The organism is Chryseobacterium hagamense, from assembly GCF_007991455.1.
GTDB lineage: Bacteria > Bacteroidota > Bacteroidia > Flavobacteriales > Weeksellaceae > Chryseobacterium > Chryseobacterium hagamense.
Genome location: NZ_BJYJ01000002.1, coordinates 348,597 through 374,211 on the forward strand (window position 1 = coordinate 348,597; position 25,615 = coordinate 374,211).

General features: G+C 42.0%; 28 protein-coding genes. 20 read left to right on the plus strand and 8 right to left on the minus strand.

The annotated features are described in order from the left end of the window. Positions 1–6: 6 nt before the first annotated feature. Positions 7–888 carry an IS982 family transposase gene (locus CHA01nite_RS04520; RefSeq protein WP_146940085.1) on the minus strand — a complete coding sequence of 294 codons (882 nt, stop codon included), beginning with the start codon at positions 886–888 and terminating at the stop codon, positions 7–9. Positions 889–1,116: 228 nt separating this feature from the next. Here CHA01nite_RS04520 and CHA01nite_RS04525 point away from each other — a divergent pair, with 228 nt between their 5' ends. The 5 genes from CHA01nite_RS04525 to CHA01nite_RS04545 all read left to right on the plus strand — a co-directional run bounded on the left by CHA01nite_RS04525 (position 1,117) and on the right by CHA01nite_RS04545 (position 7,482). Beyond that, the gene (locus CHA01nite_RS04525) at positions 1,117–1,635 is read left to right on the plus strand and encodes a S8 family peptidase (protein WP_146940024.1); all 519 of its coding nucleotides are present in this window, start codon (positions 1,117–1,119) and stop codon (positions 1,633–1,635) included. A gap of 12 nt (positions 1,636–1,647) precedes the next feature. Beyond that, positions 1,648–1,854, plus strand: coding sequence for a hypothetical protein (locus CHA01nite_RS04530; protein ID WP_146940025.1), 207 nt, complete (start codon positions 1,648–1,650; stop codon positions 1,852–1,854). Positions 1,855–1,924: 70 nt separating this feature from the next. Further along, positions 1,925–4,126 (plus strand): M1 family metallopeptidase, encoded by a 2,202-nt coding sequence (locus CHA01nite_RS04535; RefSeq protein WP_146940026.1) that lies wholly within the window; start codon positions 1,925–1,927, stop codon positions 4,124–4,126. Positions 4,127–4,347: 221 nt separating this feature from the next. Further along, positions 4,348–5,181 (plus strand): endonuclease/exonuclease/phosphatase family protein, encoded by an 834-nt coding sequence (locus CHA01nite_RS04540; RefSeq protein WP_146940027.1) that lies wholly within the window; start codon positions 4,348–4,350, stop codon positions 5,179–5,181. A gap of 438 nt (positions 5,182–5,619) precedes the next feature. Further along, complete coding sequence (locus CHA01nite_RS04545; protein ID WP_146940028.1) at positions 5,620–7,482, plus strand: M1 family metallopeptidase; 1,863 nt, start codon at positions 5,620–5,622, stop codon at positions 7,480–7,482. Between the two features lie 66 nt (positions 7,483–7,548). Here CHA01nite_RS04545 and CHA01nite_RS04550 read toward each other — a convergent pair whose 3' ends face one another. From CHA01nite_RS04550 to clpB, 7 genes are all read right to left on the minus strand, one after another. Continuing rightward, positions 7,549–8,547, minus strand: a complete 999-nt coding sequence (locus CHA01nite_RS04550) for a zinc metalloprotease (RefSeq protein ID WP_146940029.1) — start codon at positions 8,545–8,547, stop codon at positions 7,549–7,551. Positions 8,548–8,853: 306 nt separating this feature from the next. Then, entirely contained in the window at positions 8,854–9,495 is a 642-nt protein-coding gene (locus tag CHA01nite_RS04555; protein ID WP_146940030.1) for a response regulator transcription factor, read from the minus strand. Continuing rightward, positions 9,492–10,277 carry a sensor histidine kinase gene (locus CHA01nite_RS04560; protein WP_146940031.1) on the minus strand — a complete coding sequence of 262 codons (786 nt, stop codon included), beginning with the start codon at positions 10,275–10,277 and terminating at the stop codon, positions 9,492–9,494. The genes CHA01nite_RS04555 and CHA01nite_RS04560 overlap by 4 nt, the downstream gene beginning before the upstream one ends. Beyond that, a complete protein-coding gene (locus CHA01nite_RS04565) occupies positions 10,256–10,903 on the minus strand; it encodes a hypothetical protein (RefSeq protein ID WP_146940032.1) in 648 nt (215 codons plus the stop codon). The genes CHA01nite_RS04560 and CHA01nite_RS04565 overlap by 22 nt, the downstream gene beginning before the upstream one ends. A 40-nt stretch (positions 10,904–10,943) precedes the next feature. Next, on the minus strand, positions 10,944–11,492 hold the full coding sequence (locus CHA01nite_RS04570; RefSeq protein WP_146940033.1) for a hypothetical protein: 549 nt from the start codon (positions 11,490–11,492) through the stop codon (positions 10,944–10,946). A gap of 235 nt (positions 11,493–11,727) precedes the next feature. After that, complete coding sequence (locus CHA01nite_RS04575; protein WP_146940034.1) at positions 11,728–11,991, minus strand: hypothetical protein; 264 nt, start codon at positions 11,989–11,991, stop codon at positions 11,728–11,730. Positions 11,992–12,330: 339 nt separating this feature from the next. Then, complete coding sequence (gene clpB / locus CHA01nite_RS04580) at positions 12,331–14,925, minus strand: ATP-dependent chaperone ClpB (protein ID WP_146940035.1); 2,595 nt, start codon at positions 14,923–14,925, stop codon at positions 12,331–12,333. A gap of 477 nt (positions 14,926–15,402) precedes the next feature. Here clpB and CHA01nite_RS04585 point away from each other — a divergent pair, with 477 nt between their 5' ends. The 15 genes from CHA01nite_RS04585 to CHA01nite_RS21010 all read left to right on the plus strand — a co-directional run bounded on the left by CHA01nite_RS04585 (position 15,403) and on the right by CHA01nite_RS21010 (position 25,571). Then, entirely contained in the window at positions 15,403–15,993 is a 591-nt protein-coding gene (locus CHA01nite_RS04585; RefSeq protein WP_228458336.1) for a TetR/AcrR family transcriptional regulator, read from the plus strand. 488 nt (positions 15,994–16,481) lie between these two features. After that, a complete protein-coding gene (locus tag CHA01nite_RS04590) occupies positions 16,482–17,798 on the plus strand; it encodes a phenylacetate--CoA ligase family protein (RefSeq protein WP_146940036.1) in 1,317 nt (438 codons plus the stop codon). Then, complete coding sequence (locus CHA01nite_RS04595) at positions 17,798–18,883, plus strand: 2Fe-2S iron-sulfur cluster-binding protein (RefSeq protein WP_146940037.1); 1,086 nt, start codon at positions 17,798–17,800, stop codon at positions 18,881–18,883. The genes CHA01nite_RS04590 and CHA01nite_RS04595 overlap by 1 nt, the downstream gene beginning before the upstream one ends. Positions 18,884–19,019: 136 nt before the next feature. After that, the gene (gene paaA, locus CHA01nite_RS04600) at positions 19,020–19,958 is read left to right on the plus strand and encodes a 1,2-phenylacetyl-CoA epoxidase subunit PaaA (protein ID WP_146940038.1); all 939 of its coding nucleotides are present in this window, start codon (positions 19,020–19,022) and stop codon (positions 19,956–19,958) included. 109 nt (positions 19,959–20,067) lie between these two features. Continuing rightward, positions 20,068–20,349 carry a 1,2-phenylacetyl-CoA epoxidase subunit PaaB gene (gene paaB, locus CHA01nite_RS04605; RefSeq protein WP_034679196.1) on the plus strand — a complete coding sequence of 94 codons (282 nt, stop codon included), beginning with the start codon at positions 20,068–20,070 and terminating at the stop codon, positions 20,347–20,349. Positions 20,350–20,421: 72 nt separating this feature from the next. Then, positions 20,422–21,171 (plus strand): 1,2-phenylacetyl-CoA epoxidase subunit PaaC, encoded by a 750-nt coding sequence (gene paaC / locus CHA01nite_RS04610; protein ID WP_146940039.1) that lies wholly within the window; start codon positions 20,422–20,424, stop codon positions 21,169–21,171. A 99-nt stretch (positions 21,172–21,270) separates the two neighbouring features. Beyond that, entirely contained in the window at positions 21,271–21,735 is a 465-nt protein-coding gene (gene paaD / locus CHA01nite_RS04615; RefSeq protein WP_146940040.1) for a 1,2-phenylacetyl-CoA epoxidase subunit PaaD, read from the plus strand. Between the two features lie 175 nt (positions 21,736–21,910). Then, a complete protein-coding gene (locus tag CHA01nite_RS04620) occupies positions 21,911–22,711 on the plus strand; it encodes an enoyl-CoA hydratase/isomerase family protein (RefSeq protein ID WP_146940041.1) in 801 nt (266 codons plus the stop codon). A gap of 89 nt (positions 22,712–22,800) precedes the next feature. After that, positions 22,801–23,931: a 3-hydroxyacyl-CoA dehydrogenase NAD-binding domain-containing protein gene (locus tag CHA01nite_RS04625; protein ID WP_146940042.1), complete on the plus strand. Its 1,131-nt coding sequence runs from the start codon at positions 22,801–22,803 to the stop codon at positions 23,929–23,931. A 19-nt stretch (positions 23,932–23,950) separates the two neighbouring features. Further along, positions 23,951–24,178, plus strand: a complete 228-nt coding sequence (locus CHA01nite_RS04630) for a hypothetical protein (protein WP_146940043.1) — start codon at positions 23,951–23,953, stop codon at positions 24,176–24,178. 16 nt (positions 24,179–24,194) lie between these two features. Further along, complete coding sequence (locus tag CHA01nite_RS04635; protein ID WP_146940044.1) at positions 24,195–24,503, plus strand: hypothetical protein; 309 nt, start codon at positions 24,195–24,197, stop codon at positions 24,501–24,503. A 25-nt stretch (positions 24,504–24,528) separates the two neighbouring features. Beyond that, positions 24,529–24,777, plus strand: coding sequence for a hypothetical protein (locus CHA01nite_RS04640; RefSeq protein WP_146940045.1), 249 nt, complete (start codon positions 24,529–24,531; stop codon positions 24,775–24,777). Next, positions 24,774–25,187 carry a PaaI family thioesterase gene (locus CHA01nite_RS04645; RefSeq protein ID WP_146940046.1) on the plus strand — a complete coding sequence of 138 codons (414 nt, stop codon included), beginning with the start codon at positions 24,774–24,776 and terminating at the stop codon, positions 25,185–25,187. The genes CHA01nite_RS04640 and CHA01nite_RS04645 overlap by 4 nt, the downstream gene beginning before the upstream one ends. 77 nt (positions 25,188–25,264) lie before the next feature. Then, positions 25,265–25,411, plus strand: a complete 147-nt coding sequence (locus CHA01nite_RS21005) for a four helix bundle protein (RefSeq protein ID WP_307725974.1) — start codon at positions 25,265–25,267, stop codon at positions 25,409–25,411. Further along, entirely contained in the window at positions 25,368–25,571 is a 204-nt protein-coding gene (locus CHA01nite_RS21010; RefSeq protein WP_307725972.1) for a four helix bundle protein, read from the plus strand. The genes CHA01nite_RS21005 and CHA01nite_RS21010 overlap by 44 nt, the downstream gene beginning before the upstream one ends. Positions 25,572–25,615: the final 44 nt, after the last annotated feature.

The window sequence follows — 25,615 nt, forward strand, 5'->3', positions numbered from 1 at the left end:
ACATCATTATTCGGTAGAAGAACTGTTGATAGAAGGTTTTTTATCAAAGAAGGAATAAGCTGCTAAAGCGGAGAGAATATTGAGAACAAAATTGTCAAAACTTCTGTGGCGGGTATGCTCGATCTGACAAATATTCTTAAGCTCATCGTTTACAGATTCTATTAACGCCCTTTTTCTAAGCATAATTTTGTCATGAAGAAGCATTAAACAATTTTTCATATTCTTTTTTATTTTAGTGATCAAATGAACCCCATCTATAAAAAGCTGTTCGAATAAATCTTCTCCGATATACCCCTTATCACCGAAAAGCTTTCCAAAAATCCGTTTGTGCAGCTCCATACTCTTCAGGGGTTCCCTGTCGTCTACATTGCCTGTTGTCAGAATGAAATCCAGCATCTCGCCCCTGTCATTGATAATCAAATGGAGCTTAAAACCATAAAACCAACCCAAAGAACATTGCCCCTTCTGAGCGATATTTTTAAAGGTTTTATGCTGCTTTTCTCTTTTGATGTGACAGGCTCTGATCGGCGTGGAATCGATAAAAGAGATGTCTGTACATTTTCCCAGGCACATCATTTTTACAAAAACAGCCATCGGGACATTTACTTTCTTCTGAAGTTCTACAAACCGGTTGTAGGAAACCGTTACGGGGAATTCCTTCTTCATGTGTCTTTGCACGTAACCTTGATAAAAGTGTTTGAGGTTTTTGAAAGCACCGTAATGAAACAGGATCATAATAGTCATCACTTCGCTTTGAGACAGGGCTGATTTTCGGTTCCGGGTCTTCATTTTAGGATCTTTCAGGGCATAATCTTTCAGAGCGCTGTTAAATTCTTTAAAAAACTCGTCGACAATGAAATAAATAATTGTAATTTTCTCATTATAAATAGCGGAAAATTTAGTTAAATATCTGAATTTCAATATATTAATATACTAATTTTTCTGCTTTTTTTAGCATAAATTTATTTATTCTTATTCGAACTCACTTTAAGTTAGATACGGCCGAATTCACGCAAATAGAAGCTAAACAAAGAAGCCCGCCTGAAAATTGCCAAAGTGCTTTCCGATTCGGGAAAAGGGACAACCAGCTGTGTTATCGATGCGATCGACTAGGCCATTACCAAAAAATTCAGGATCCTTTCCCTCTCTCTCGCCTCCGCTGTAAAACTGAATGAGATCCCTTCGCCGCTCTTTGAAACGGTGGGAGCCAGGGCACTGGAAAACAACTGCATCATTGTGGCCGCAGCAGGAAACGACAGCAGCAGGCCTTCGCTTCCGAAGCCGGTTTCCACGCCGGCCAACTCGGTATCAATTATGGCAGTGGGAGCTATTGACAGCCAGATGAAAATCGCCCGGTTTTCGAATGCCGGACTGAATCCCGTTACCGGCGGCAATGTGAATCTCTGCGCGCCGGGAGTAGACGTCATCAGTTTGTATCCTAAAAATTCCAAGAACAAAAGCGGAAACTATTATGCCATGAGCGGGACCAGTATGGCAACGCCGCATGTGGCGGGAATGCTGGCATTGTACATGGAAAAGTTTCCGGAAAAAGCGGCGGGGGAAATCTGGGAATGGGCGGAATCGAAGGCAAGGCCGATCGAAAGGTTGAAATACAGGACATCGGAAACGGATTAATACAGGCATAGCATGATGAAAACCTATTTGGCCGTTCTCAGGACAAATGCTGATCTCAGGAAACTGGAGCAGGAACTGAAAAAGAAAAAGATCATACTGTCCGCCTATTATAAAACGGTAGGTATCGTAAAACTGGAAAGTGGACAGGCTGTTTCGGCGGAAGTTTTCCCCGGATATTTTCTTCAGGTGAAGAAAGGCTTAAATAATTTGATAATTTAAAGTTTACGGAAGACTTTTCTGTACAGGGAAGTCTTATTTTTGTTTACTTTGCTAAAATTAAAAATAAATTATGAACTTTAAAATTCCAGTCCTTTGTTCTGCGCTTGCCGTCCTGTGTTTTTCACAGCCGGTATTGGCCCAGGAAGCCCCGAAATACGATTATGTAGAAGCATTCAAGCCGTTTTTCTACACCCAGACCGGTACACCGACAAGATCGGCCAGCGGCCAGCCCGGATATGCCTACTGGCAGAATTCGGCCAGCTACAATTTGAATGTAAGCCTTAATGAAGCCAAAGATGAGATTACCGGAACCGCTGAAATTACCTATACCAATAACAGTACGGATAAATTAGGTTTCCTTTGGCTGCAGCTGGATCAGAATTTATTTGCAAAAGACTCAAGAGGAAACGCTGTGGTGCCGATGTCGGGAAGCCGTAACGGAGCGCATGGTGAGGAATTTGACGGCGGCTATAAAATAAAATCCGTAAAGCTGGATGGTAAAGAGGTAAAATACACCATTACCGATACCCGGATGCAGATCGACCTTCCTGCCGGCCTGAAAGCACAGGGCGGAGTGGCTAAAATTAAAATAGAATATACTTTTCTTTCCCCGAAATACGGTTCCGACCGGATGGGCATTGAAGATACGAAGAACGGGAAAATATATACCATGGCCCAGTGGTATCCGAGAATGTGCATCTATGATGATGTGCTGGGCTGGAATACCATGCCTTATCTGGGAGCGTCTGAATTCTATCTGGAATATGGCGATATTACTGCGAATATTACGGTTCCGGCCAATCATTATGTTGTAGCATCCGGTGAGCTGATGAATCCGAAAGAGGTGTATTCCAAAGAAGAAAACAACCGTTGGGAACAGGCTAAAAACAGTGATAAAACCGTGATGATCCGCCCGGAATCCGAGATCGGAAAAGGCCAGCAGAACGGCGGTACAAAAACCTGGAAATTTAAGATTACCCAGGCCCGGGATTTTGCGTGGGCCTCTTCACCGGCATTTGTTCTTGATGCTGCAAAAATCAATCTTCCGGAAGGTAAAAAGTCAATGGCTATTTCTGCATATCCTGTTGAAAGTGCCGGGCAGGCTGCCTGGGGAAGATCTACCGAATACACGAAAGCGGCTATTGAGCATTACTCGGCAAAATGGTATCCGTATACTTATCCTGCAGCGACCAATGTAGCCGGAAACGAAGGCGGAATGGAATATCCGGGAATTGTTTTCTGCCACATGAACTCCAAGGGCGGCGAGCTTTGGGGCGTTACCGACCACGAATTCGGACACAACTGGTTCCCGATGATCGTCGGTTCCAACGAAAGGCTTTTTGCGTGGATGGATGAAGGGTTCAATACATTCATCAACGAACTTTCCACGGAAGCTTTCAATAAAGGAGAGTACTTTGAAAAGAAAAATGTAGCGCAGATGGGGGCTTTCCTGATGAATGATAATTTCGAGCCGATCATGGTAGGGCCGGACAATATGAAGGAAAACAGCATCGGTATCCTGGCTTATTACAAGCCGGGGCTTGGCCTGGGCATATTAAGAGAGTCTGTTTTAGGACCTGAAAAATTCGATAAGGCGTTCAGAACGTATATAGACCGGTGGGCATTCAAGCATCCGACGCCGTGGGATTTCTTCCATACCATGGAGAATGTATCCGGTGAAGAGCTGAACTGGTTCTGGAGAGGATGGTTCATCAACAAATGGAAGATCGACCAGGGCGTAAAAGACGTAAAATACGTAAACGGTGATTTCAAAAACGGAGCTCAGGTTACTATTGAAAATATCGGTCAGTTGCCGATGCCGACTACCGTACAGGTGAAATTCAAGGATGGAACCGAAAAAATGGTAAAGCTTCCGATCGAGGTCTGGAAAAGAAATAAGGAATGGACCTTCAAGCTGGATTCCAATAAAGAAATCGAGCAGGTAAAACTGGATCCGAATGCTCAGATTCCTGATGTAAACAGCCAGAATAATCTGTGGACTTCCGCTCAGGCCAAACCGATGGAAAAGATCAGCCTCAGAGATTTCACCGGCGTGTATGGCAGCAAGGATCTTCCATTGAAAATCACATTTACGGAGAAAGACAATAAATTGTACGCCCAGGCTACCGGTCAGCAGGCATTTCCTTTGGAGTACACCGGAAGCAATACCTTTACTTTTGAAATGGCGCAGATCACAATGACTTTCAGCCAGGATAAGAAATCCATCACGTTCAACCAGGGTGGAAAAGAATTCAAGTTTACAAAAGAATAAGTTTGGATTACCAATACGGTTGTGCCCATGGCTGGCATGATATAAAATGATAAGGCTGTCTGAAAAGGCAGCTTTTTTAGTTTAAAACCTCACGGCTTTCAGGATCTGTAAGTTCCGAACGGCCTTTCTTTTCTATGAACGAAATATAACAGGAAAGTTCAGGGTTTATAGTCCCGCTTTGAGACAGAATTTTTATTTTTGCCTGATTCAAAGTAAAAATAATGAAGTTAAAATTTTCAATTGTATTTCTATTGGCTTTCGCATTCGGTTTTGCGCAGGATCTTAAGGTAATGAGCTTCAACATCAGGCTGAATGTGGATTCGGACAAAGAAAATTCATGGACCAACCGGAAAGGGGATGTAGCGGATCTGCTGACGTATTATCATCCGGATTACTTTGGGGTTCAGGAAGCATTGCCGGAACAGATGAAGGATATTAAAACCGGCCTGAAGAATTACGACTATATAGGAGTAGGAAGGGATGACGGAAAAGAAAAAGGTGAATTCTCTGCTATTTTTTATGATACCAACAGGCTACAGGTGATCAATTCCGGGACCTTCTGGCTTTCCGAAACACCGGAAAAACCTTCAAAAGGATGGGATGCCGCTTTGAACAGGATCTGTACCTACGCGGTTTTTAAAGATAAAAAATCAAAGAAGGAATTTATGGCCCTGAATCTTCATTTCGACCATGTCGGAAATGTGGCCAGGGTAAAATCTTCAGAACTGATTTTAAAGAAAATCAAAGAAATCAATCCCAAAAACTTACCGGTAACGGTGAGCGGTGATTTCAACCTGACGGAAGATTCGGAACCGATTAAAATCATGTCGAAAAACCTACAGGATTCTTTCTATCATTCGGAGACGAAGCATTACGGGCCGAAGGGGACTTTCACCGGATTTAATGTGAATGAGGTTCCGGAAGAAAGGATCGATTACATTTTTGTAAAAGGCTTTAGGATCAGATCCCACCGCCATATCAACGACCGGAGAGAGAATCTGTTGTATCCTTCGGACCATTTTCCGGTATTGGCGGAACTGCAGTTTACGAAATAACCCGGCTTAAATAAAAATCCAGATTTCAATATCAAATACAAAGCGCCTGTCAAAATGCGCTTTTTTTTATTCCCGAAAATTGAGTACTGTAAAAATTCGTAGCTTGATCCTGTGGAATGGCAGATGATACTTATCCATAACAAACAAATGTTGTAGACCTGTTTGTGGAAAACTTATTTTAAATTTAATTTTTTTAATTATTTGATTTTTAGATATTTAATTATGGATGTTTTCATCCGAATAAATCGATTGAAAGTTATCCACACACTTATTCCCCGAGTTATCCACAAAGTTATCCACAATGTACCGGCGTGAAATTCCAAAATGGAGTATTATAAAGACGGTCTTTTTTCGTGGGATAAAAATTTGCAGGGACCGTGAGTCCCGTATTGCTGTTTTTTGTATTTTTATGTTGAATTAAATACCTACAGAATTTTAATGAAGAGAATTATTTTGGGCGTTGTGCTTTTGGCTTCATGGCAGCTTTCCGCGCAGGAACTGTATATGCCGAGAAATATTAAAAAAGCCTACGAAAACGGGACCCGTGACCGGTCGGGCGTTCCGGGAAAAAACTATTGGCAGAATAAGGGGATGTATAATGTAGAGGTAAAAGTAGATGCCAATTCGAAAATCGTTTCGGGAAAAGAAACAATTGTTTATACCAATAACAGTCCGAATGCCCTTAACGACCTGGCCATACGGTTCGTTAATAATCTCCATAAGCCCCAGGCTCCGAGATCAGGAGTGGTTTCCAAAGATTTCCTCTCTTCAGGATTGCATATCAAATCCTTTGTTGTGAACGGTGAAAAATACATGGTGAACAGCGACGATTGGGGAACGGTAGAAAAAGTAAAACTGAATACGGCTTTAAAATCCAAAGCCAAAGCGGAGGTGAAGATAGAATGGGAATATCCTCTGTCTGTACAGAGCGGCCGGGAAGGGCAGATTGATCCTGAAACATTTTATGTCGCTTATTCGTTCCCGAGAATTTCGGTGTACGACGATTACAACGGCTGGGATATGCTTCCGCACTCCGACCGGCAGGAATTTTATAATGATTTCAATGATTACAGCTTTGCGATTACCGCTCCGAAGAATTATGTAGTCTGGGCAACCGGCGATTTCCTGAATCCCGAGGCCGTGCTTCAGCCGGAATACCTGAAACGTTACAAATCTTCTCTGAAAAGCGATAAAGTCATCCGGATTGCCGACGAGCACGAAATGAAATCCGGAAAAGTTACCAGACCGAACAAATGGAATGTATGGAAATTCAAAGCCAGCCACATTACCGATTTCTGTTTTGCCTTAAGCAACCATTACGTCTGGGATGGGGCCAGTGTGCAGCTGAAAACGAAAAGGGCGAGCGTTCAGGCAGGATATAAAAACGGGGCTAAAGATTTTGAGCATTATGTGGAATGGATGCGCTATAACCTTGACTGGTTTTCAAAAAACTGGCCGGGCGTGGAATATCCGTACAATGCAATGACGGCAATTCAGGGGTATGCCGATATGGAATACCCGATGATGATCAATGATACCAGTATTCCGGATGATTTCCAGGATGCCAGACTGACGGCAGACCACGAAATTGCGCATACCTATTTCCCTTTTTATATGGGAATCAACGAAACGCGTTATGCTTTTATGGATGAAGGATGGGCAACAACTTTGGAATATCTGATCGGAATTGATGAGAACGGCGAAGCAAAAGCCAAGGAATTTTATAAAAATTTCAGAGTAAAAAGATGGATCAATGATCCTTCTGCTGAGCAGGACCAACCGGTTATTACCATGAGTACCCAGGTAAGCGGTGCAGGTTACGGAAACAATTCGTATGTGAAAGCCTCCCTGTCTTATCTTGCGCTAAAAGATTACCTGGGCGACGACCTGTTTAAAAAAGCCCTGCATCATTATATGAACAACTGGAACGGGAAGCATCCCATTCCGTGGGATTATTTCAATTCGATGACTACCGGTTCCGGGAAAAATCTCAACTGGTTCTTCAACAACTGGTTTTATACCAACAACTATATCGACCTGAAGGTAACCAATGCGGCCCAGATGAATGATCTTCTGACGGTAAATATTGAAAATGCCGGCGGCTTTGCCATTCCTTTTGATGCGGAAATCAGGTATGAAGACGGAGCGGTAGAAAAGCTTCATTTCTCTCCTGCGGTCTGGGAAAAAGACCAGAAGCAGATGGTGCTCACCGTACCGGTTAAAAAGAAAGTGAAATCGGTGCAGCTGGACGGCGGTATTTTCATGGATTATACACCTGATGACAATCAGAAAACCTTATAGCAAATACAAACCCGGCTGTTCCTCATTGGAACAGCCGGGTTTTTTATAAAAATTAACTTGAAAAGCTTAGTAAAGTCTCAATCCGGATCTGGCTCCTGAAGAAGCAACCACCGATTGCATTCTTGATCTTTGTCCCGCAGAGAACATGAACATGGCCGCATCATCCACGTAATCCATGTAATTCATGAACATAACGGATCTCTGGGTGCCGCTGCAGGTATTGTAAAGCGGATAGCTAGGTTTTCCCGAATTGGCTCCGGTTTGGGTAGGCGTATCGGCTACCAGGTCGTTTCCGCAATTGGCATCTCCCCAGATGTGTCTCAGGTTCAGGTAGTGACCAACTTCGTGGGTAGCGGTTCTTCCTAGATTAAATGGTGAAGAAGCACCCGTTTTTCCAAAGTAAGGGGCTGCGATCACTACTCCGTCATTCCATAATCCGGCAGATTCCGGGAAAGTGGCATATCCCAGGATCTGGCCCATATTTCCTACTACCCAGATGTTCAGGTAATTGGAAGGGCTGGAGGCATCGATTCCTCCGCTGGACGATTTTTTCATTGCATCGTTGGTGCTCCAGCTGGTTTTTGTAGTGGACTTTCTTACGGTATTGGCCAGTCTGAACCTTACTTTTACATCGCCTGCTTTTACTCCCTGGAATTCAGTAGGGATTTTATTGACGTCGCTGTTGCTTCCTGCATAATCGGCGTTCAGGACAGCGATCTGCTCGGCAATACGGGAATCGGAAAGGTTTTCTGAAGAGGTCCTGTATAAGACATTTACTACTACGGGAATTTCTACCGAACCGTCGGATAGTACTTTTCCGAGTTTCAGGTCATTCTCAAATTTTTCGGTCCTGGATTCAAGCTCCGAATATTTCTGTCTCAGTTCGGCACTGTTCTGAAGGGCATTTTTTCTGATTTCTTCAGAAGCGCAGCCTCTTCTTAATGCGGTTCCGGGATCTGAAGCGGTCAGGTTGTTCTGGGCTTCCTCATTCTGGTTGGAAAGATTGTCGCTGTTGCAGGCCGACATGCAGCCAAGCATAAGTGCTCCGAATAATAACTTTTTCATAGATATATATATTTTGTTACGTAGGATGAAATTATCATTTTTGAAATTCCTGTGCAAGTATTTCACCTACTTGTTGAATTATTTTATTATTCGATCAATAGTAATTTTTTAAATGTATTGTTTAATATGTATTTAAAACGTGTTTTTATTGAAAATGGTTTGCGATAAATGTTATTTTGGTTATGTGGTAATTTTATGTCAAATGAATAGATTATGTATACCTTTAGATTTGATTGTAAAAAATCCTTCCCTGAAAGCAGGAAAGGATCTCAATTGTAGAGGATGTGAGTGAATGTATTTTAAATTTTAAGATTCGGCAAATCCGTTTTTTATTGCAAAAACAGCTAGTCCAACCCGTGTTTTCAGGTCCAGCTTGTCGCAGAGCTGATCCCGGTAGCTTTCCACTGTTCTAGGACTGCAGCACATCTTGTCGGCAATCTCCTTATAGCTGAGTTCGGTAACGGTATATTTCAGGAATTCTTTTTCACGTTCAGAAATCCGGATGCCGGTGGCGGGATCTTCATTGTTCAGGTTGGATAAAATGATTTTTGACGCCCATTCGGGATAGAAGAAACCGTCTTCGTTTAATTTCGTTAAGGCATTCTCAAGCTCTCTGGGATGTGTATTTTTCAGCAAATAGCCTTTTGCACCGTTTTTAATCATCCTGATCACGCTCTTATCATCGCCCTGCATGCTTAATGCCATTACCTTGATAGCCGGGTGGTTCTGCTTCAGCCAGAGTACGGTTTCGAAACCGTCCATGATGGGCATGCTGATGTCTAAAAGAATGATGTCGGGAATCCGGCTGTTGCTTTCAAATTTCTGAATAAGGTCTTTACCGCTTTCTGCCACGTAAATGACTTCAAATTCTTTAAAATTTCCGATAATCCCTTCAAGTGCTTTGGCGATAAGCAGATGGTCATCAACAATCACTATCGTTTTTTTCATGGCTGTCTTTTTAAAATAATGTTGAGCGTAGTTCCTTTATTTTTCTCACTGTCAAGGCTGAATTCGGCTCCGATGATTTCGGCCCGGTTTTTCATATTGGTAAGCCCGATCCCGCTCGAATTAATATCCGACCGGTCGAACCCGGTCCCGTCATCTCTGATATTCAGTTCCCAGAGAAATTCTTCCGAAGTGTTCAGGCGGATCAAAATATTCCTGCATCCCGAATGCTTGATGCTGTTCTGAATAAACTCCTGCGTAATCCTCAGCAGTACATTTTTGTGAACAAATCCCAGGTCAAGATGTTCGAAGTTGTGCTTGAAATCGACATGGCATCTTTTAAAAGCATTAGTATTGTCCGCTTCTTCCTGGATTAAAGTTACGATTTCTTTCTGGCTGATGTTATCATCCGTCAGCGTTTTAGAAAGACTTCTCAGATCCTGCAGCGACTGGTTGACGATCTGTGAAACCTGCTCTATTCTTTCGCTGACCTCCTGAACCTTGTTTTCATACAAAAGCTGCTGTGTATAAAGGCTTACGAGGGTAAGTTTCTGGCCGATATTATCATGAAGTTCGCGGCCGATCTGCTGCATCGTTACCCGCTGGATTTCCAGTTGGGTAGTTAGAAGTTCCCGCTGGTGGACTTCGTTTTTTACTTCAATTTCGTTCAGGTATTCTTTCTTCCGCTGTTGGTATTTCCGGATATAGACCATCACGGCAACCACAAACAAAATGAAAAACAGGTTGAAAAGAATAAGTGTAATTAAGAGTTCTGCTTCCCCCATATTAATGAGATTGAAAATAACAAATACATAATAATCCCCGAAATTAAGAAATAGGCAAAGTAAACACTGTATATTTCTTTATATTTAATGATGTACGTGAAAAATGTCCAGAAAGGCAGTGTTCCTATATAAAACAAAGTTACTCCGAGATTAATGTAAAACATTCTGTTTTTGCTGAAATTAAGGATATCAGATGAGTTAATCTGCTTGTAATATTCCATAATGACCAAGATCATGAGCAGGAGGCACCCAAAGGTATAATTCAGTGAAAAAATAATCTTTTTTGTATTGAAAAAATATTCACTCGGAATAAAGGAAAAGAGATACAGCAAGGATAAGGTGTAAAATAAATTCTGCCTTCCGAGAGATTTTGCAGCATACAGCCAGTAGAAAAAAATAAATTCGGCAGGAATAACAAAATAATTAAAAAATGCCGGTTTGCTGTACGCAAAAAAGTGTTCGCCCCATTTTCCTACCGATTCGCAAAGAAACATCAGGATCAGGTAATACGAAAAATATTTCCAGTACTGCTCTTTTACGCGGCGGTAGAAAATAATTGAAATAAAAGCGGCAAGGCCTTCCGTCCAAACCAATAACTCTTGCAATATTCTTTGGAATTCCGTCATCAGGATTTTTAATTAAGAATGAGATTCTTTTGGCCGGCTGTTAAAATAATTCGGAAGTAAGGGTGGTCGGTGGGCTTAAGGTTCCGTGATTCTGGGAAATCAGATCTCCCGTTAACGCGGTACCTTTTGCCATTGCAAGGATTTTATCGCTGCCGGACGAACCGGAACTGACCGGGCTGAAGTCGCAGCATGACGATTCACCGTTTTCATCGTCTCTTTTTATCGTTGGAACCATGACCAGGGTATGTTTTTCAGCACATTCCTCTCCGATCAGGGTATTGGCCATAATATCCCAGTCGGCAGCTTTCGGATAAGCCGCATAGTAGAAGCGGATTCCCAGATTTTCCGCCGTAGCATCAGGATCGGTTTTCTGTGCTTCCGATTCAATATCGGAGATAAATTTTTTAAGTGTTGCCAGATCAAAATGGATGGCATGCGCATCATCAATGCCCAGCGTGTTTTTTACCGACATCAGTTGATTCTTTCTGTAGTTATCCACCAGGGTTTTGATGAACGTACAAGGCATAGTATGGGGTGCTGCACCCGTTTTTACCGTTTCAGTTTCTAAAGGATCAGGGGTTGTTTTCATAAACTCGTTTTTAATGAAATCTTAGTTGGTCCTGCAAATCTCGGAAAAAAAGAGGTTGATGCCACACGGTTTTTTCCTGATTCTTTATGGGGTTTTTACGGATTGTGGATTTGATGAAAAGGATTAATCTGTTAATATTATTTAAAGATTATAGTTGGGAATGATAGTTTAACCCTCTCAGGTGAAAATTCATGATGTAAAGACAAATAAAAACCACTCTTTCGAGTGGTTTAGATTATAATCCTGCAAATTCCTCTGCTTTTACGGCTACGGCCTTTTCCAGTGTAACCTTTAAATCTGAACAGACTTTTTTAATATCAGCCATTGCCTGATCTGATGATTTCGCTTGATGACATAATGTTGTATTCGGCAAATCGTAAGATTCGCCATCCTGTCTAAATCCATCATAGTAGTTTAATGTTAACATAGCATTTTTAACTTCAGAATGTTTCATATCAACATCATAAGATATTAACAAATTTCCAATGGTTGTTCCCATAAATTTATATTTTAAAACTAGCTTGTAAAGAAAAGATTATTTAAATCCAGGACTTTATGGAAAACCGTATTGTAAATATCTTTTTTATAATATGCTTGTTTGAATAAATTTCTAGTTTAGCTAAAAAGTTATTATTTGTAGAGAAGTTTAATTACCTCACAATTCAAAAGCATCGTGTTCCTTGCTGAGTGAAACGCCTTTGCGAACTTAAAGACAGCTAGTATGGGAAAAAAACTTTGCGGACTTTACGTTTATAGAATCAATGAACTTAAAAAGTAAGTGCCGCAGATTTTGTCTGCGGCACTTACTACAAAAATAATATATATGAAAAAAAACTACTTATAAATCAGCGGGCCTGAAAACCAGTCCGGTTTCCTCGAAATAATCCAGGGTGATCCGGTCGCCGTCGTTTACTTTCCCGGCAAGGATTTCTCTGGACAGCCGGTTCAGGACTTCCTGCTGGATCACTCTTTTTAACGGTCTTGCTCCGAAAGCGGGGTCGTAACCTTTGTTCATCAGGTAATCCACGGCATCCTGCGTTGCAGTCATGATAATGTTCCGTTTGGCGAGCATGTCATTGAATCCTCTTAACTGGTAGGTTACGATTTTTCCGATCTCTTTTTTCCGTAGCGGCTGGAACAGTACCACCTCGTCGATCCTGTTCAGGAATTCAGGACGCAGCGTCTGTTTCAGTAGATCGAAAACCTGATCTTTGGTTTTATCTACAATTTCATCCTGGTTTTCATCGGTAATGTTTTCAAAATTCTCCTGGATCAGGTGCGAACCTAAATTCGACGTCATGATGATGATCGAGTTTTTGAAATTCACTACCCTTCCTTTGTTGTCGGTCAGACGTCCGTCATCCAGAACCTGAAGCAGGGTATTGAAAACATCCGGATGGGCCTTTTCAATTTCATCCAGCAGCACTACGGAGTAAGGTCTTCTCCTTACCGCTTCTGTCAGCTGTCCGCCTTCATCATAACCTACATATCCCGGAGGGGCGCCTACCAATCGGGAAACACTGTGGCGTTCCTGATATTCGCTCATATCGATCCTCGTCATGTTGTTCTCATCGTCAAATAAGAATTCAGCAAGGGCTTTGGCCAGCTCGGTTTTTCCGACCCCGGTAGTACCCAGGAACAGGAATGATCCGATCGGCTTTTTATCATCGCTCAGTCCGGCCCGGTTTCTTCTGATCGCATCGGCGACTGCCGTGATGGCTTCATCCTGTCCTACAACCCGGTGGTGAAGTTCATTTTCAAGGCTCAGCAATTTCTCTCTTTCAGACTGCAGCAACTTGGTTACCGGAATACCCGTCCATTTTGCAATGACTTCAGAAATGTTTTCAGAAGTCACTTCTTCTTTGATGAGTTCATTCTGATGATTTTGCATTTCAAGCTCAAGCTTGGAAAGTTCGTCTGCTTTTTCACGCAGCTTTCCGTACTGGATTTCCGCTACTTTGGCGTAATCACCGGCTCTCGAAGCTCTTTCCGCTTCCAGTTTCAGGGATTCGATCTCTGTCTTGATCCGGGTTAAATCCTCAGATTTCTGTTTTTCTTTCAGCCATTTGGCATTGATCTCGTTCCGTTGCTCGGAAATCCGGGCAATATCTTCTTTCAAATGGTCGATTTTGGTCTGGTTGCCCTCTCTTGAAATGGCGGCCAGCTCAATTTCCAGCTGCATCAGTCTACGGTCAAGAACATCCAGCTCTTCAGGCTTGGAATTGATTTCCATTCTCAGTTTGGCGGAAGCTTCATCGATCAGGTCGATCGCTTTATCCGGTAAGAAACGGTCGGAGATATAACGCTGCGACATTTCCACAGCAGCAATAATTGCTTCGTCTTTGATTCTTACTTTGTGGTGTGCCTCGTATTTATCCTTGATTCCGCGGAGAATGGAAATGGCGGATTCGGTATCCGGCTCTTCCACCATCACTTTCTGGAATCGTCGTTCCAGGGCTTTATCTTTTTCGAAATATTTCTGATATTCATTTAATGTCGTGGCTCCGATGGCTCTCAGCTCTCCTCTTGCCAAAGCCGGTTTCAGAATGTTTGCCGCATCCATGGCGCCTTCACCGCCGCCGGCTCCTACCAATGTGTGGATCTCATCGATAAAAAGGATGATTTGTCCGTCGGATTTGATCACCTCGTTAACTACGGATTTCAGCCTTTCTTCAAATTCCCCTTTGTATTTGGCTCCGGCAATCAGGGCTCCCATATCCAGGGAATACAGGGTTTTATCCATCAGGTTTTCCGGAACGTCGCCACTGATAATCCGGTGGGCGATTCCTTCGGCAATAGCGGTTTTACCTACCCCCGGCTCGCCGATCAGGATCGGGTTGTTTTTCGTTCTTCTCGAAAGGATCTGCAGCACTCTCCGGATCTCTTCATCACGGCCGATTACCGGATCCAGCTTTCCTTCGGCAGCCAGTTCGTTGAAGTTTTTGGCGTATTTGTTTAAAGACTGATAGGTCTCTTCCGAACTGGCAGAAGTCGCCTTGCTTCCTTTTCTCAGTTCTTTGATCCCGCCTTCCAGCAGGTTCCGGGTAACGCCCATGTCTTTCAGCATTTTTGAAACTTCTGAGCTGGTTTCGATAAGTGAAAGCCATAAATGCTCGATGGTTACATATTCGTCGCCCATCTTTTTAGCGATATTCGGTGCATCCAGCAATACCTTGTTGGCGGATTGGGAAAGGTAAATGTTTCCTCCCTGTACCTTTGGAAGTTTTTCTAAATTCTCCCGGTTGCGATCTCTTACCAAAGCTGCATCGGCTTCAGACTTTTTCAGTAAGAACGGCGAAATATTTTCATCTACCTGAAAAATACCTTCAAGAAGATGTTGGGGCTCGATACTCTGGTTGCCGAATTCCATGGCGACCTGTTGTGCGGCCTGGATGGCTTCCTGCGATTTTACAGTATATTGATTAAGATTCATATAGATATTATTTTTGATTTGTTACTTTTTATTTTCAGATTCAGACATCAGATTCCAGACCATTCCGTGAGACTTTAAATTAAAATCAAATTAAAACTGATATCTAAAGTCTGATGTCCTTTATCTGATTCAATCATTTAATTCGGGAGCTATATCGCAAAAAGCATTCAATTGTTGAATTTTCAAAAAATAAGGACAAAATTTCCGGATTTTACATTTTGATGATAAAATGGAAAGTCAAAATTTCCGGTTTTAACCATTTCAGCAAAAATTGATTGGAATAATCGTCAGACAATGAATCATGACAGACTTCCAGTTATTGAAGTCTCCTGAGATTCCACTTCAATACAGGAATGGTGGGACTATACAGGATTTTTGACGGAGGCATTTATACAGTGGTATATGTAAAGGCTGTTTGTACTGACGTCAAAAATCATATTTCCAATCTCCTGTTTTACGATCAAAATAAGTACTTTTGTGTTTTACCTGATGGAACTTAAAGAAAAACAAAAGAAAATATTAGATGTTGCCGTAGAACTTTTCAAGGAGAAAGGGTATATGGGAAGCTCTGTACGCGATCTGGCCACCCGGCTGAATATCAAGGCGGCTTCCCTCTATGCACACATCCGTTCTAAAGAAGAAATCCTGGAGTGGATCTGTTTCGGCATTGCGCAGGAATTTTTCGACGAGCTTCAGCAGGTAAAAAATACGGAGGCAGCCCCAAGGGAAAAGCTGAACCTCTTTATTGAAAAGCATTTATCCGTAGTCCTTCAGAACCGCGACGTTACCCACATTTATTCCAATGAATGGAAACACCTGGAAGAGAGGCTCCCCGAATTTGTGGAACTCAGGAAAAGCTACCAGCAGGAAGTGGAACAGCTGATTGCCGATATTTACCAGGCAGAGCGATGGGAACTCCGGTCCCCTTCTTTTACCACCAGGTTTATTCTTCATACCCTCAACAATTCTTATTTCTGGTTCAAAAGAAACACGGAATCCACCACCGAAATCACCGATGAAATCAGGGATAAGATCCTGTTTGGGCTTTTAGGAAAACGGAATGTTTAAAGCGGGCTTTTTATTCTCCTATAAATCAAAACGGATTTCATAGATAGCTACGTTTTGACACATGAGTCACAGAGAAGATTTTAATAGGCTGAAAATATTTTAGAACACATCAGATAAATTAAAAATTGTAAAAGCTTTTGTAGCCTTCTACACATTTTGTATTGGTTTATTGTACAGGAAAAATATCTTTTGCCGCTTTGTGGTTAGAATGCTTCAACAGGCTTCTTTATGTTTCATGGATAATAACGGGGCTTTAGGCTCCGCTCAGCCACCGTAAGGTTCGATGAAATACCAATAAAATCAAAGATTTTATTTCTCATGTGCTCTAAAATATGTGCAAAGCTTTATCCCAAAAATCTCATGTTTCTTATGTGTTAAATCTCATCTTTCCGGGTTGTCAAAGTCCCACATGACGAAAATCATAAAAATTTTGTTATCTCTGAAATTCTTTTTACATTTGTACCTAACAAGTGTTAGTTAGTTTAGTCATGGATTTTTCAGTGGAATATTTACAATTGGATCAGCTGCGGGCTTTACAGTCTGAGCGATTGATTCGTTTGGTACGGTATCTGGGTGATAAATCGGAGTTTTATGCAGGGAAAATGATGGAGTCGGGAATTTCACCGGAAGATATTCGATCCATTGACGACATTGCTAAGCTGCCGATTACTTATAAACAGGATTTAAGAGACAACTACCCGTTCGGGTTATGCACAGTTCCTAAAAATGAGCTGCAGCGGATTCACTGCTCCAGCGGGACAACCGGCAAACCGACGGTGGTGGGGTATACCAAAGAAGATGTAGACCTGTTCAGCGAAGTCGTGGCCCGATCACTGAATGCGGCAGGAGCCCGACCGGGGATGCAGCTGCACAATGCTTATGGTTACGGGATTTTTACCGGTGGCCTCGGACTTCATTACGGAGCGGAAAAGCTCGGAATGAGTGTTCTTCCGATTTCAGGGGGAATGACTTCCAGGCAGGTTGATCTGATCATGGATTTCAAACCAGAAGTCCTGTGCTGTTCGCCTTCCTATGCCCTGACCATTGCAGATGAACTCATGAAAAGAGGGGTGGCTCCTGAAGAAGTCAGCCTGAAATATGCGGTGCTCGGTTCAGAGCCGTGGACGGAAATCATCCGGCATCATATCGAAGAAAGACTCGGTGTTCATGCGGTAAACATCTACGGGCTCAGCGAAATCATCGGTCCCGGCGTTTCGGTGGAAGACTTTGAAGAAAAAGGAGGTTCCTATATCTGGGAAGACCATTTTTATCCGGAAATTTTAGATCCCATTACCAAGCAGCCGGTCCCATTCGGGGAAGAAGGTGTACTGGTGATCACGACCCTAACGAAGAAGGCCATGCCACTGCTGCGTTACTGGACCAACGACATCACCAGCCTGTATTACGATGAAAAAGGAAAACGGACCATGGTGAAAATGAAGCCGATTCTAGGAAGGGCAGACGATATGCTGATCGTGAGAGGTGTAAATGTTTACCCAAGCCAGATCGAAGAAGCGTTTTCCCACGTTCCGGGAGTCGTACCGAATTATTACCTGACGCCGGTGGAAAAAGAGCAGATGTGCATAGCACTGGATATCGACGTGGAAATTGATGCCGGTATTATAAAATCCTCCCACCTGCAGCAGGGTACCGATGAATATCTTACTTTTGTCGGAAACTTCGGAAAAAAAATAGAAAACGAAATAAAAAAGCGGGTTGGGATTACTACTGCCGTGAAAATTCACGTCCAGGACAGCCTGCCGAAATGCGAAGGCGGAAAAATCAACAGAATACTCAAAAGATAATGAATTCATTTTATAAACTAAAAACCGTAAAGGTTCAGAAAGATACAGCGGATGCCGTGAACGTAGCCGTGGAAATCCCCGAGGAGCTGAAGGATAAATTCAGGTTCAGGCAGGGGCAGTATCTTAATTTCCGCATGATGATCGACGGAAATGAAGAAAGGCGTTCTTATTCCATCTGCAATGCACCCAGCGAAAAAAGCAATACGCTGGAAGTATTGGTAAAGCTGCTGGAAGGCGGAAAGGTTTCCGGCTATTTCAACGAACACCTGCACATGGATGAAGTCTTGGAAGTAATGCCCCCGATGGGCGGTTTTAATACTTCCTACCACCCGACCAATGTGAAAACCTATATCGGACTGGCGGCAGGAAGCGGAATCAGCCCCGTGCTTTCCAACATCAAAGAAAGTTTGTATCAGGAGCCGGATTCAAACGCATATCTGTTTTACAGCAACAGAAGTATGAACCATGTGATGAAAAAGGCTGAAATCGAGGCATTGGTGCAGAAATTCAACGGAAGGCTGAAGGTCATTTATCTCGTAAGCCGTGAGAAGCATGAAGATGAACTGTTTGAAGGAAGAATCTGTCCGGATAAACTGGAGCAGCTGTTCGAAAGACATCCTGAGATTGATGTAAAGGAAGCGACCTATTTTATCTGCGGCCCTTCGGAAATGATCAAAGGGGTAGCGGATTATCTGAAAAAAGATAAAAAAGTACCGGCTATCCAGGTATTGTTTGAGTATTTCACCGCTCCGGATGAAGAAAATTCGGAAGAGATGAGCGACGAATTCAAAGCCATTGCCAATATCGAGAGTATGGTAACGGTTATTATTGATGATGATGAATACTCATTCCACCTCAACTCAAAAAAAGAAAGTATCTTAGATAAAGCATTAAAGGATAATCTTCCGGTGCCGTTTGCCTGCAAAGGAGGAGTGTGCTGTACGTGTAAAGCCGAAGTTCTCGAAGGGGAAGTCTTTATGGAAAAGAACTATGCGCTTACCGAAGAAGAAGTAGCCCGCGGCTATGTACTGACCTGCCAGTGCCACCCGACTACCAACGTGGTGATGCTGAATTATGATGTGTAATTAATATACCTATATAACAATTTACCAATGTAACAATTATTGCCGGATTTGTACATTATGACATTAATACACTATTGCACTGATACATTGTTACATTTATATATTGTTACATTTTAAAATTTGAAAAATTTTAATTATGGACTTAGAAAAATTCGTACAATATGTACACGACGAAAATAAGGTGGAACCGAAAGATGTGATGCCTGACGATTACAGGAAGCTTTTGGTTCGCCAGATCTCCCAGCATGCCCATTCTGAAATCGTAGGGATGCTGCCGGAAGCCAACTGGATTTCCAGGGCGCCTTCACTAAGGAGAAAAATGGCTTTGCTGGCAAAGGTTCAGGATGAGGCCGGACACGGTTTATATCTTTATTCCGCTACCGAAACTTTAGGGGACGGAAGCATCCGGGCCGACCGGGATGCCACTTATGAAGATATGCTTTCCGGAAAAGCCAAATATTCAAGCATCTTTAACTATCCCACGTTAAGCTGGGCCGATATCGGTGCCATCGGATGGCTGGTAGATGGTGCTGCAATTATGAACCAGGTGATGCTGATGGGAAATTCCTACGGACCTTACTCCAGAGCGATGGTGAAGATCTGTAAAGAAGAATCCTTCCATCAAAGACAGGGGTATGAAATCCTGATGGCGCTATGCCGCGGAACCAGGCAGCAAAAAGAGATGGCCCAGGCTTCGCTGAACCGTTTCTGGTGGCCGGCACTGATGATGTTCGGGCCAAATGACGACAGCTCACCAAACTCCAAAATCTCGATGAACTACCGGGTGAAAAGAGAGAGCAACGACAGCCTTCGTCAGCGGTTTATCGATGTCACCGTTTCTCAGGCTGAATTTTTAGGCTTAACCGTGCCTGATAAAGACCTGAAATGGAATGAGGAAAGACAGCATTACGATTTCGGAGAACTTCCGTGGGATGAATTTATGGAAATCCTGAAAGGAAACGGCCCGTGCAACAAAAAACGTATTGAAACCAAACGTAAAGCCCAGAGAGAGAATTCCTGGGTAAAAGAAGCGGCGGCCGCTTTTGCAGAAAAACAGGAAAAAATTTCAATATAACAATATACCAATGTAAAAATGTAACAATGCTATTGTCATTCTGTATTAAGCAAGGAATTTCATTATTGTTAAACTGTTACATTGATACATTGTTAAATTAATTTTAATTATGGCAAATTTAGATATGTGGGAAGTATTTATCCAGACTAAACCGGGATTGTCCCACAAACACGTAGGAATCGTACAGGCACCGACTGCCGAAATGGCATTGCAGAACGCCAGGGACGTTTATACCAGAAGAAAAGAAGGGACTTCCGTTTGGGTGGTGCCGAGCAAGTATATCGTGACTTCGGAAGGGATCGACAAAGAAGCATTTTTTGATCCGGCCGACGACAAGCTGTACCGTCACCCGACATTCTACGACATCCCGAACGATGTAAAAAATATGTAATCCATTGTAAAATGTCAGATGTAAAAAGTACATTGTACATTCCGACATTTTACATTGTACAAAAATTGAAAAATGAATCCATTATATAATTATTTATTAAAACTGGCCGACGACAGCTTTATCATGGGGCAGCGTTTATCGGCATGGTGCGGGGAAGGCCCTTATCTGGAAGAGGATATCGCATTGACGAATATCGCGCTGGATGAATTGGGACAGGCCAACAACTTCTACGTGTATGCTTCAAGAGTTGCCGATAACGGTAAAACCGAAGACGATCTTGCCTTCTTAAGATACGAACATGAATATGTGAACGCCCACTGGACCGAGCTTCCCAACGAAGATTATGCACAGACGATCCTGAAAGTTTATGTTTTTGCGGTGTACCAGAAGCTGATGTATGAATCTTTATCCCGATCTGCGGACGAAGAGCTTTCTGCCATTGCCCAGAAATCCCTGAAGGAAGTGCGGTACCATTATACCCATGCGGCTTCCTGGATGAAAATTTTCGCTCAGGGAACCGAAGAAAGCAGATCCCGTCTGGAAAAAGCCATTGAAAATATCTGGGAATACACCAAAGGATTATTTGCCAAAACTGAAGGCGAGGATGATCTGATGGCTTTACATATTGTTCCGGATACAGATGCACTGTATGAAGAATTTTTAGCAATCACCCGGAAAGACTTTGCCGGATACGGATTGGAATATCCAGCAAATCCTTTCATGCAGCCAAAATCAAGAACCGGCTATCATACTGAATATTTCGGATTTATGCTTTGCGAACTGCAGTATATGCAGAGAGCGTATCCGGGATGTACCTGGTAAAAAAATCCAATTAATTAATTTGAAAATGTGCTAATTTTAAAATGACGAACAACTTTGAATTTTCAAATTTCCCCGGTTTTCAAATTTTTAAATTAATCAATGAAAGATCCTTTAGACATATTAGAAATGGTTCCTGATCCGGAAATTCCCGTGATCAATATCGTAGAGCTGGGCATTGTACGGGAAGCGAAAGTAACCGGGGAAAATTCCTGTGAAGTTACCATTACGCCGACGTATTCTGCCTGTCCTGCCATGTTCACCATTGAGGAAGACATCATCAAGATCATGAAGGAAAACGGCTGGGACGCTAAAGTCGTGACCAAAATGTTTCCGATCTGGACCACCGACTGGCTTACGGATGAAGCCCGGGAAAAACTGCGGGTTTACGGAATTACACCACCGGAAAAAGGGGCAGACGAACACCATATCGGAAAACCGAAAAAATGTCCGCGCTGCGGTTCGGAACACACCAGGCAGATCAGCCGGTTCGGATCTACGCTTTGTAAGGCCTCTTACCAGTGTTTGGACTGCCTGGAACCTTTTGATTATTTTAAATGCCACTAAAATTAATGTAACAATGTAAAAATATACCAATGTAACAATACATCAATGTAGAAAATTACCAATAAAATTCAGACCGAATTATAAGTATTACATTGTTAAACTGGTATATTGATAGATTATTATACTGGTACATTGTTACATTACTTTATATTTGTTAAATCAAAAAATTAAAACGATGTATACCCAACTCGATATTGAGACTCATTTTGAAGGAAAGCTGAAAATTGCTTACCTCAACCAGCCGGACACCATGAATGCACTGACCAAGCCATCCTTATCCGATCTGAAAGATTTTATCCATGAATGCAGCAACGATCACACGGTTCGTTGTGTAGCCATTTCCGGAAGAGGAAGAGCATTCTGTTCAGGCCAGAATCTGGATGATGCTTTTGTTACCGGTAATGAACATCAGGACCATGATGTTATCCGTAAAATTGTAACCGATTATTACAATCCGCTGGTGATGGAGCTTACCCGCTGCAAAAAACCGGTGGTAGCCCTGGTGAATGGTCCTGCTGTAGGTGCCGGAGCCATGCTGGCCCTGATCTGTGATTTTGTACTGGCCAATAACAAGGCATATTTCTCCCAGGCTTTCTCCAATATCGGACTGATTCCTGATACCGGAGGTACCTATTTCTTACCGAAATTACTGGGAAGACAACTCGCCAATTATTTGGCATTTACCGGCAAAAGATTATCGGCTGAAGAATCAAAATCCTACGGATTGGTGGCTGAGGTTTTTGCGGAAGAAGAATTCAATTCCAAATCCATGGAAATTCTCGAGAAAATGGCCAATATGCCGACCGCTGCGATTAAATTAACAAAAAAAGCATTCGCCAATTCTTATAATAATACGTTGAAGGAACAGCTGGAACTGGAAGCCGACCTGCAGCAGGAAGCTGCCGGAACAGAAGATTTCATCGAAGGCGTAAATGCATTTTTACAGAAAAGAAAACCTGATTATAAAGGAAAATAGAAATTAATATAACAATGTAATAATGTAGCAGTTTACCAATCTTATTGTTACATACATTGTTATATTGTTACATTGTTATATTGATATATATGAAAGTAGGAATTATCGGTGCCGGAACCATGGGAATAGGCATCGCACAGGTAGCCGCCACAAACGGATGCCGCGTCTGGGTCTATGATGCCAATGCCCGGCAGGTGGAAACCGCCACCCTCGGCCTGGAAAAAACACTGATTAAACTCGTAGACAAACAAAAAATTTCAGCAGAGAAAATGACTGAAATTTTAGCCAATATCGCTATCGCTACCGAACTGAAGGACTTCAAGGACTGTGAACTCATCATTGAAGCCATTATCGAAAATAAAGAAATCAAGACCAAAGTTTTTACGGAACTGGAAAACCATGTTTCCGAAAGCTGTATCATCGGATCCAATACCTCATCCATTTCCATTACCTCTCTCGGTGCGGAACTGAAACACCCTGAACGTTTCATCGGAATCCACTTTTTCAATCCGGCACCGCTGATGCCTCTGGTGGAAGTGATCCCGTCTTTGCTGACTGAAAAATCATTACCGGAAAAGATGTACAGCCTGATGAGAAACTGGGGAAAAACGCCGGTCATCGCCAAAGATATCCCCGGATTTATCGTAAACAGGATTGCCCGTCCGTATTACGGGGAAGCCCTTCGGATGGTGGAAGAAAACATCGCCACTGTAGAACAGGTGGATGATGCCATGAAAACCATCGGAAACTTTAAAATGGGACCGTTTGAATTAATGGATCTCATTGGGGTGGACGTAAACTTCTCAGTAACCAAAACGGTGTACAACGAATATTTTTACGATCCGAAATACAAACCGTCCCTGTTGCAGCAGAGAATGTCCGAAGCCAAGCTTCACGGCCGGAAAACCGGAAAAGGGTTTTATGATTACGCTGAAGGAGCGGTGAAAGCTGAACCGCAGAAAGAGGAGGTGCTTTATCATCAGATTTTTATGAGAATTATCTCTATGCTGATCAACGAGGCGGTGGAAGCCAAAAGATTAGGCATTGCCACTGATCAGGACCTTGAACTGGCCATGCAGAAAGGGGTCAACTATCCAAAAGGATTATTGGCCTGGGGACAGGAAATCGGATATGCAAAGATCTCCGAAACCCTGCAGAATCTTTATGACGAATATCAGGAAGACCGTTATAGACAAAGTCCTTTGCTGAGAAAACTATAATTATAAAACTAATTTATTGATGAGTAGGTCAAGAAGGAAAAATCCAATAACAGGAATTACTACAGCAGAGACGGAAAAGAAAAATAAATTAGAGGCTAACAGAAAATTTAGAAGATTAAATAGAATTAAAATCCACAAAGGAAATTTTGAACTTTTTCAGTTAAGAGAAATATCAAATGTATGGAATTTCGATAAAGATGGAAAACAGTATTTGAAAAAGCCTGACTGGAAAGACATAATGAAGTAATTAAAGTTTTATGAATATGGAAAGCTTCAGAGCTGAACTGGAAACAAGATTGAATATTGAAAAAGAATACATTGTTCAGGAACTTCTTTCCATGCAGGATGATCAGGAAAGACTTGAATTGCTGGGTAAATTCAATGAAAAATACAAAGCACTGATCAAAAGAATGGCAGATGAAGAAGGCGTTGATCTGGAGACTTCTTATCTTAATGAAAACAACAACGACGATCCAGAAAGTCTTTCCAATGGCCAAATCATTCTGGGTAAAACCATGAACATTTACGACCGATTGGCTGATGAATTATACGAAAAAATCATACAGCAATAGATACTTCAATCTTAAACAGAAATTTATGCTTAAAAGAATACTGACAAAGAAAAATCTCCTGCGCTCTTTAATGAACGCAATTATTTATACGACTGGTTTTTTCCTTATAAAACTTCTTTTTTATGCATTCGGATGGGAGGATAAGGAGAGCCTGAATGTATTTGGATTTGCAGTTTATTTCCTCTTTATATTTTTAGGTTTGTTTATCTTAGATGGCAGAGAGTACACTTGGAAAGATGTACTGAAATTTAAAAATTTAAATAAAACTAAATGACACCACAACAGGTTGCAGAATATATGCTCGGTCAGGATGCATTTTCCCAATGGATGGATATCAGATTGATCGAAGCCAGAGAAAATTATTGTTTAATCGAAATGCCCGTTAAAAAGGAAATGATCAACGGGCTTAAAACGGTACATGGAGGCGTTACCTTTGCCTTCGCCGATTCGGCACTGGCCTTTTCTTCCAACAATTCGGGAGACGCCGCAGTAGCCCTAAACTGTGTCATCAATTTTACCAGAGCCGGAAAAGAAGGCGATATTTTCAGGGCAGAAAGCATCCTGGAAAATGAAACCAGAAAAACTGCAGTTTACGATATTAAGATCACCAATCAGAACGATGAACTGGTGGCCAAGTTTGTCGGAACGGTGTATAAAATAGGGAAGAAAGTAACGGAACTTTAGCTCCACGTAACAATGTAGCAATGTAGCAATGTAACAATCTGTAATAGTGGATAAATAAAATAATTAAATTAACACAAATGATCAATTTCGAAAAGAACCCATTAATAGAAAAAAGTGTACAGTTTTCTTTAGATATTATTGAATTCTGCGAACTGTTGGAAGAAAAGAAAAAGTTTGTTAGTGACAAACAGCTGCTGCGTTCCGGGGACAAGCATTGGAGCTAATGCATTTGAGGCACAGAATCCGCACAGTAAAAATGATTTTATCAGTAAAATAAAAATTGCGGCTAAAGAATTAGAAGAAACAAAATATTGGCTCTATCTCTTAAATATTCCAGAACGTATCCATTTGATGAAAAATTGGAACGTCAAATTACAGAAATAGAAAAAATTATATAGAAAATATTAAGTACAAGTTTAAATAAAAAA

Excerpts from the sequence above, each read along its gene's own strand:
- CHA01nite_RS04530 (WP_146940025.1), top strand. The coding sequence starts at position 1,648 with ATGATGAAAACCTATTTGGCCGTTCTCAGGACAAATGCTGATCTCAGG.
- CHA01nite_RS04535 (WP_146940026.1), top strand. The coding sequence starts at position 1,925 with ATGAACTTTAAAATTCCAGTCCTTTGTTCTGCGCTTGCCGTCCTGTGT.
- CHA01nite_RS04540 (WP_146940027.1), top strand. The coding sequence starts at position 4,348 with ATGAAGTTAAAATTTTCAATTGTATTTCTATTGGCTTTCGCATTCGGT.
- CHA01nite_RS04545 (WP_146940028.1), top strand. The coding sequence starts at position 5,620 with ATGAAGAGAATTATTTTGGGCGTTGTGCTTTTGGCTTCATGGCAGCTT.
- CHA01nite_RS04550 (WP_146940029.1), bottom strand. The coding sequence starts at position 8,547 with ATGAAAAAGTTATTATTCGGAGCACTTATGCTTGGCTGCATGTCGGCC.
- CHA01nite_RS04555 (WP_146940030.1), bottom strand. The coding sequence starts at position 9,495 with ATGAAAAAAACGATAGTGATTGTTGATGACCATCTGCTTATCGCCAAA.
- CHA01nite_RS04560 (WP_146940031.1), bottom strand. The coding sequence starts at position 10,277 with ATGGGGGAAGCAGAACTCTTAATTACACTTATTCTTTTCAACCTGTTT.
- CHA01nite_RS04565 (WP_146940032.1), bottom strand. The coding sequence starts at position 10,903 with ATGACGGAATTCCAAAGAATATTGCAAGAGTTATTGGTTTGGACGGAA.
- CHA01nite_RS04570 (WP_146940033.1), bottom strand. The coding sequence starts at position 11,492 with ATGAAAACAACCCCTGATCCTTTAGAAACTGAAACGGTAAAAACGGGT.
- CHA01nite_RS04575 (WP_146940034.1), bottom strand. The coding sequence starts at position 11,991 with ATGGGAACAACCATTGGAAATTTGTTAATATCTTATGATGTTGATATG.
- clpB (WP_146940035.1), bottom strand. The coding sequence starts at position 14,925 with ATGAATCTTAATCAATATACTGTAAAATCGCAGGAAGCCATCCAGGCC.
- CHA01nite_RS04590 (WP_146940036.1), top strand. The coding sequence starts at position 16,482 with ATGGATTTTTCAGTGGAATATTTACAATTGGATCAGCTGCGGGCTTTA.
- CHA01nite_RS04595 (WP_146940037.1), top strand. The coding sequence starts at position 17,798 with ATGAATTCATTTTATAAACTAAAAACCGTAAAGGTTCAGAAAGATACA.
- paaA (WP_146940038.1), top strand. The coding sequence starts at position 19,020 with ATGGACTTAGAAAAATTCGTACAATATGTACACGACGAAAATAAGGTG.
- paaB (WP_034679196.1), top strand. The coding sequence starts at position 20,068 with ATGGCAAATTTAGATATGTGGGAAGTATTTATCCAGACTAAACCGGGA.
- paaC (WP_146940039.1), top strand. The coding sequence starts at position 20,422 with ATGAATCCATTATATAATTATTTATTAAAACTGGCCGACGACAGCTTT.
- paaD (WP_146940040.1), top strand. The coding sequence starts at position 21,271 with ATGAAAGATCCTTTAGACATATTAGAAATGGTTCCTGATCCGGAAATT.
- CHA01nite_RS04620 (WP_146940041.1), top strand. The coding sequence starts at position 21,911 with ATGTATACCCAACTCGATATTGAGACTCATTTTGAAGGAAAGCTGAAA.
- CHA01nite_RS04625 (WP_146940042.1), top strand. The coding sequence starts at position 22,801 with ATGAAAGTAGGAATTATCGGTGCCGGAACCATGGGAATAGGCATCGCA.
- CHA01nite_RS04630 (WP_146940043.1), top strand. The coding sequence starts at position 23,951 with ATGAGTAGGTCAAGAAGGAAAAATCCAATAACAGGAATTACTACAGCA.
- CHA01nite_RS04635 (WP_146940044.1), top strand. The coding sequence starts at position 24,195 with ATGGAAAGCTTCAGAGCTGAACTGGAAACAAGATTGAATATTGAAAAA.
- CHA01nite_RS04640 (WP_146940045.1), top strand. The coding sequence starts at position 24,529 with ATGCTTAAAAGAATACTGACAAAGAAAAATCTCCTGCGCTCTTTAATG.
- CHA01nite_RS04645 (WP_146940046.1), top strand. The coding sequence starts at position 24,774 with ATGACACCACAACAGGTTGCAGAATATATGCTCGGTCAGGATGCATTT.
- CHA01nite_RS21005 (WP_307725974.1), top strand. The coding sequence starts at position 25,265 with ATGATCAATTTCGAAAAGAACCCATTAATAGAAAAAAGTGTACAGTTT.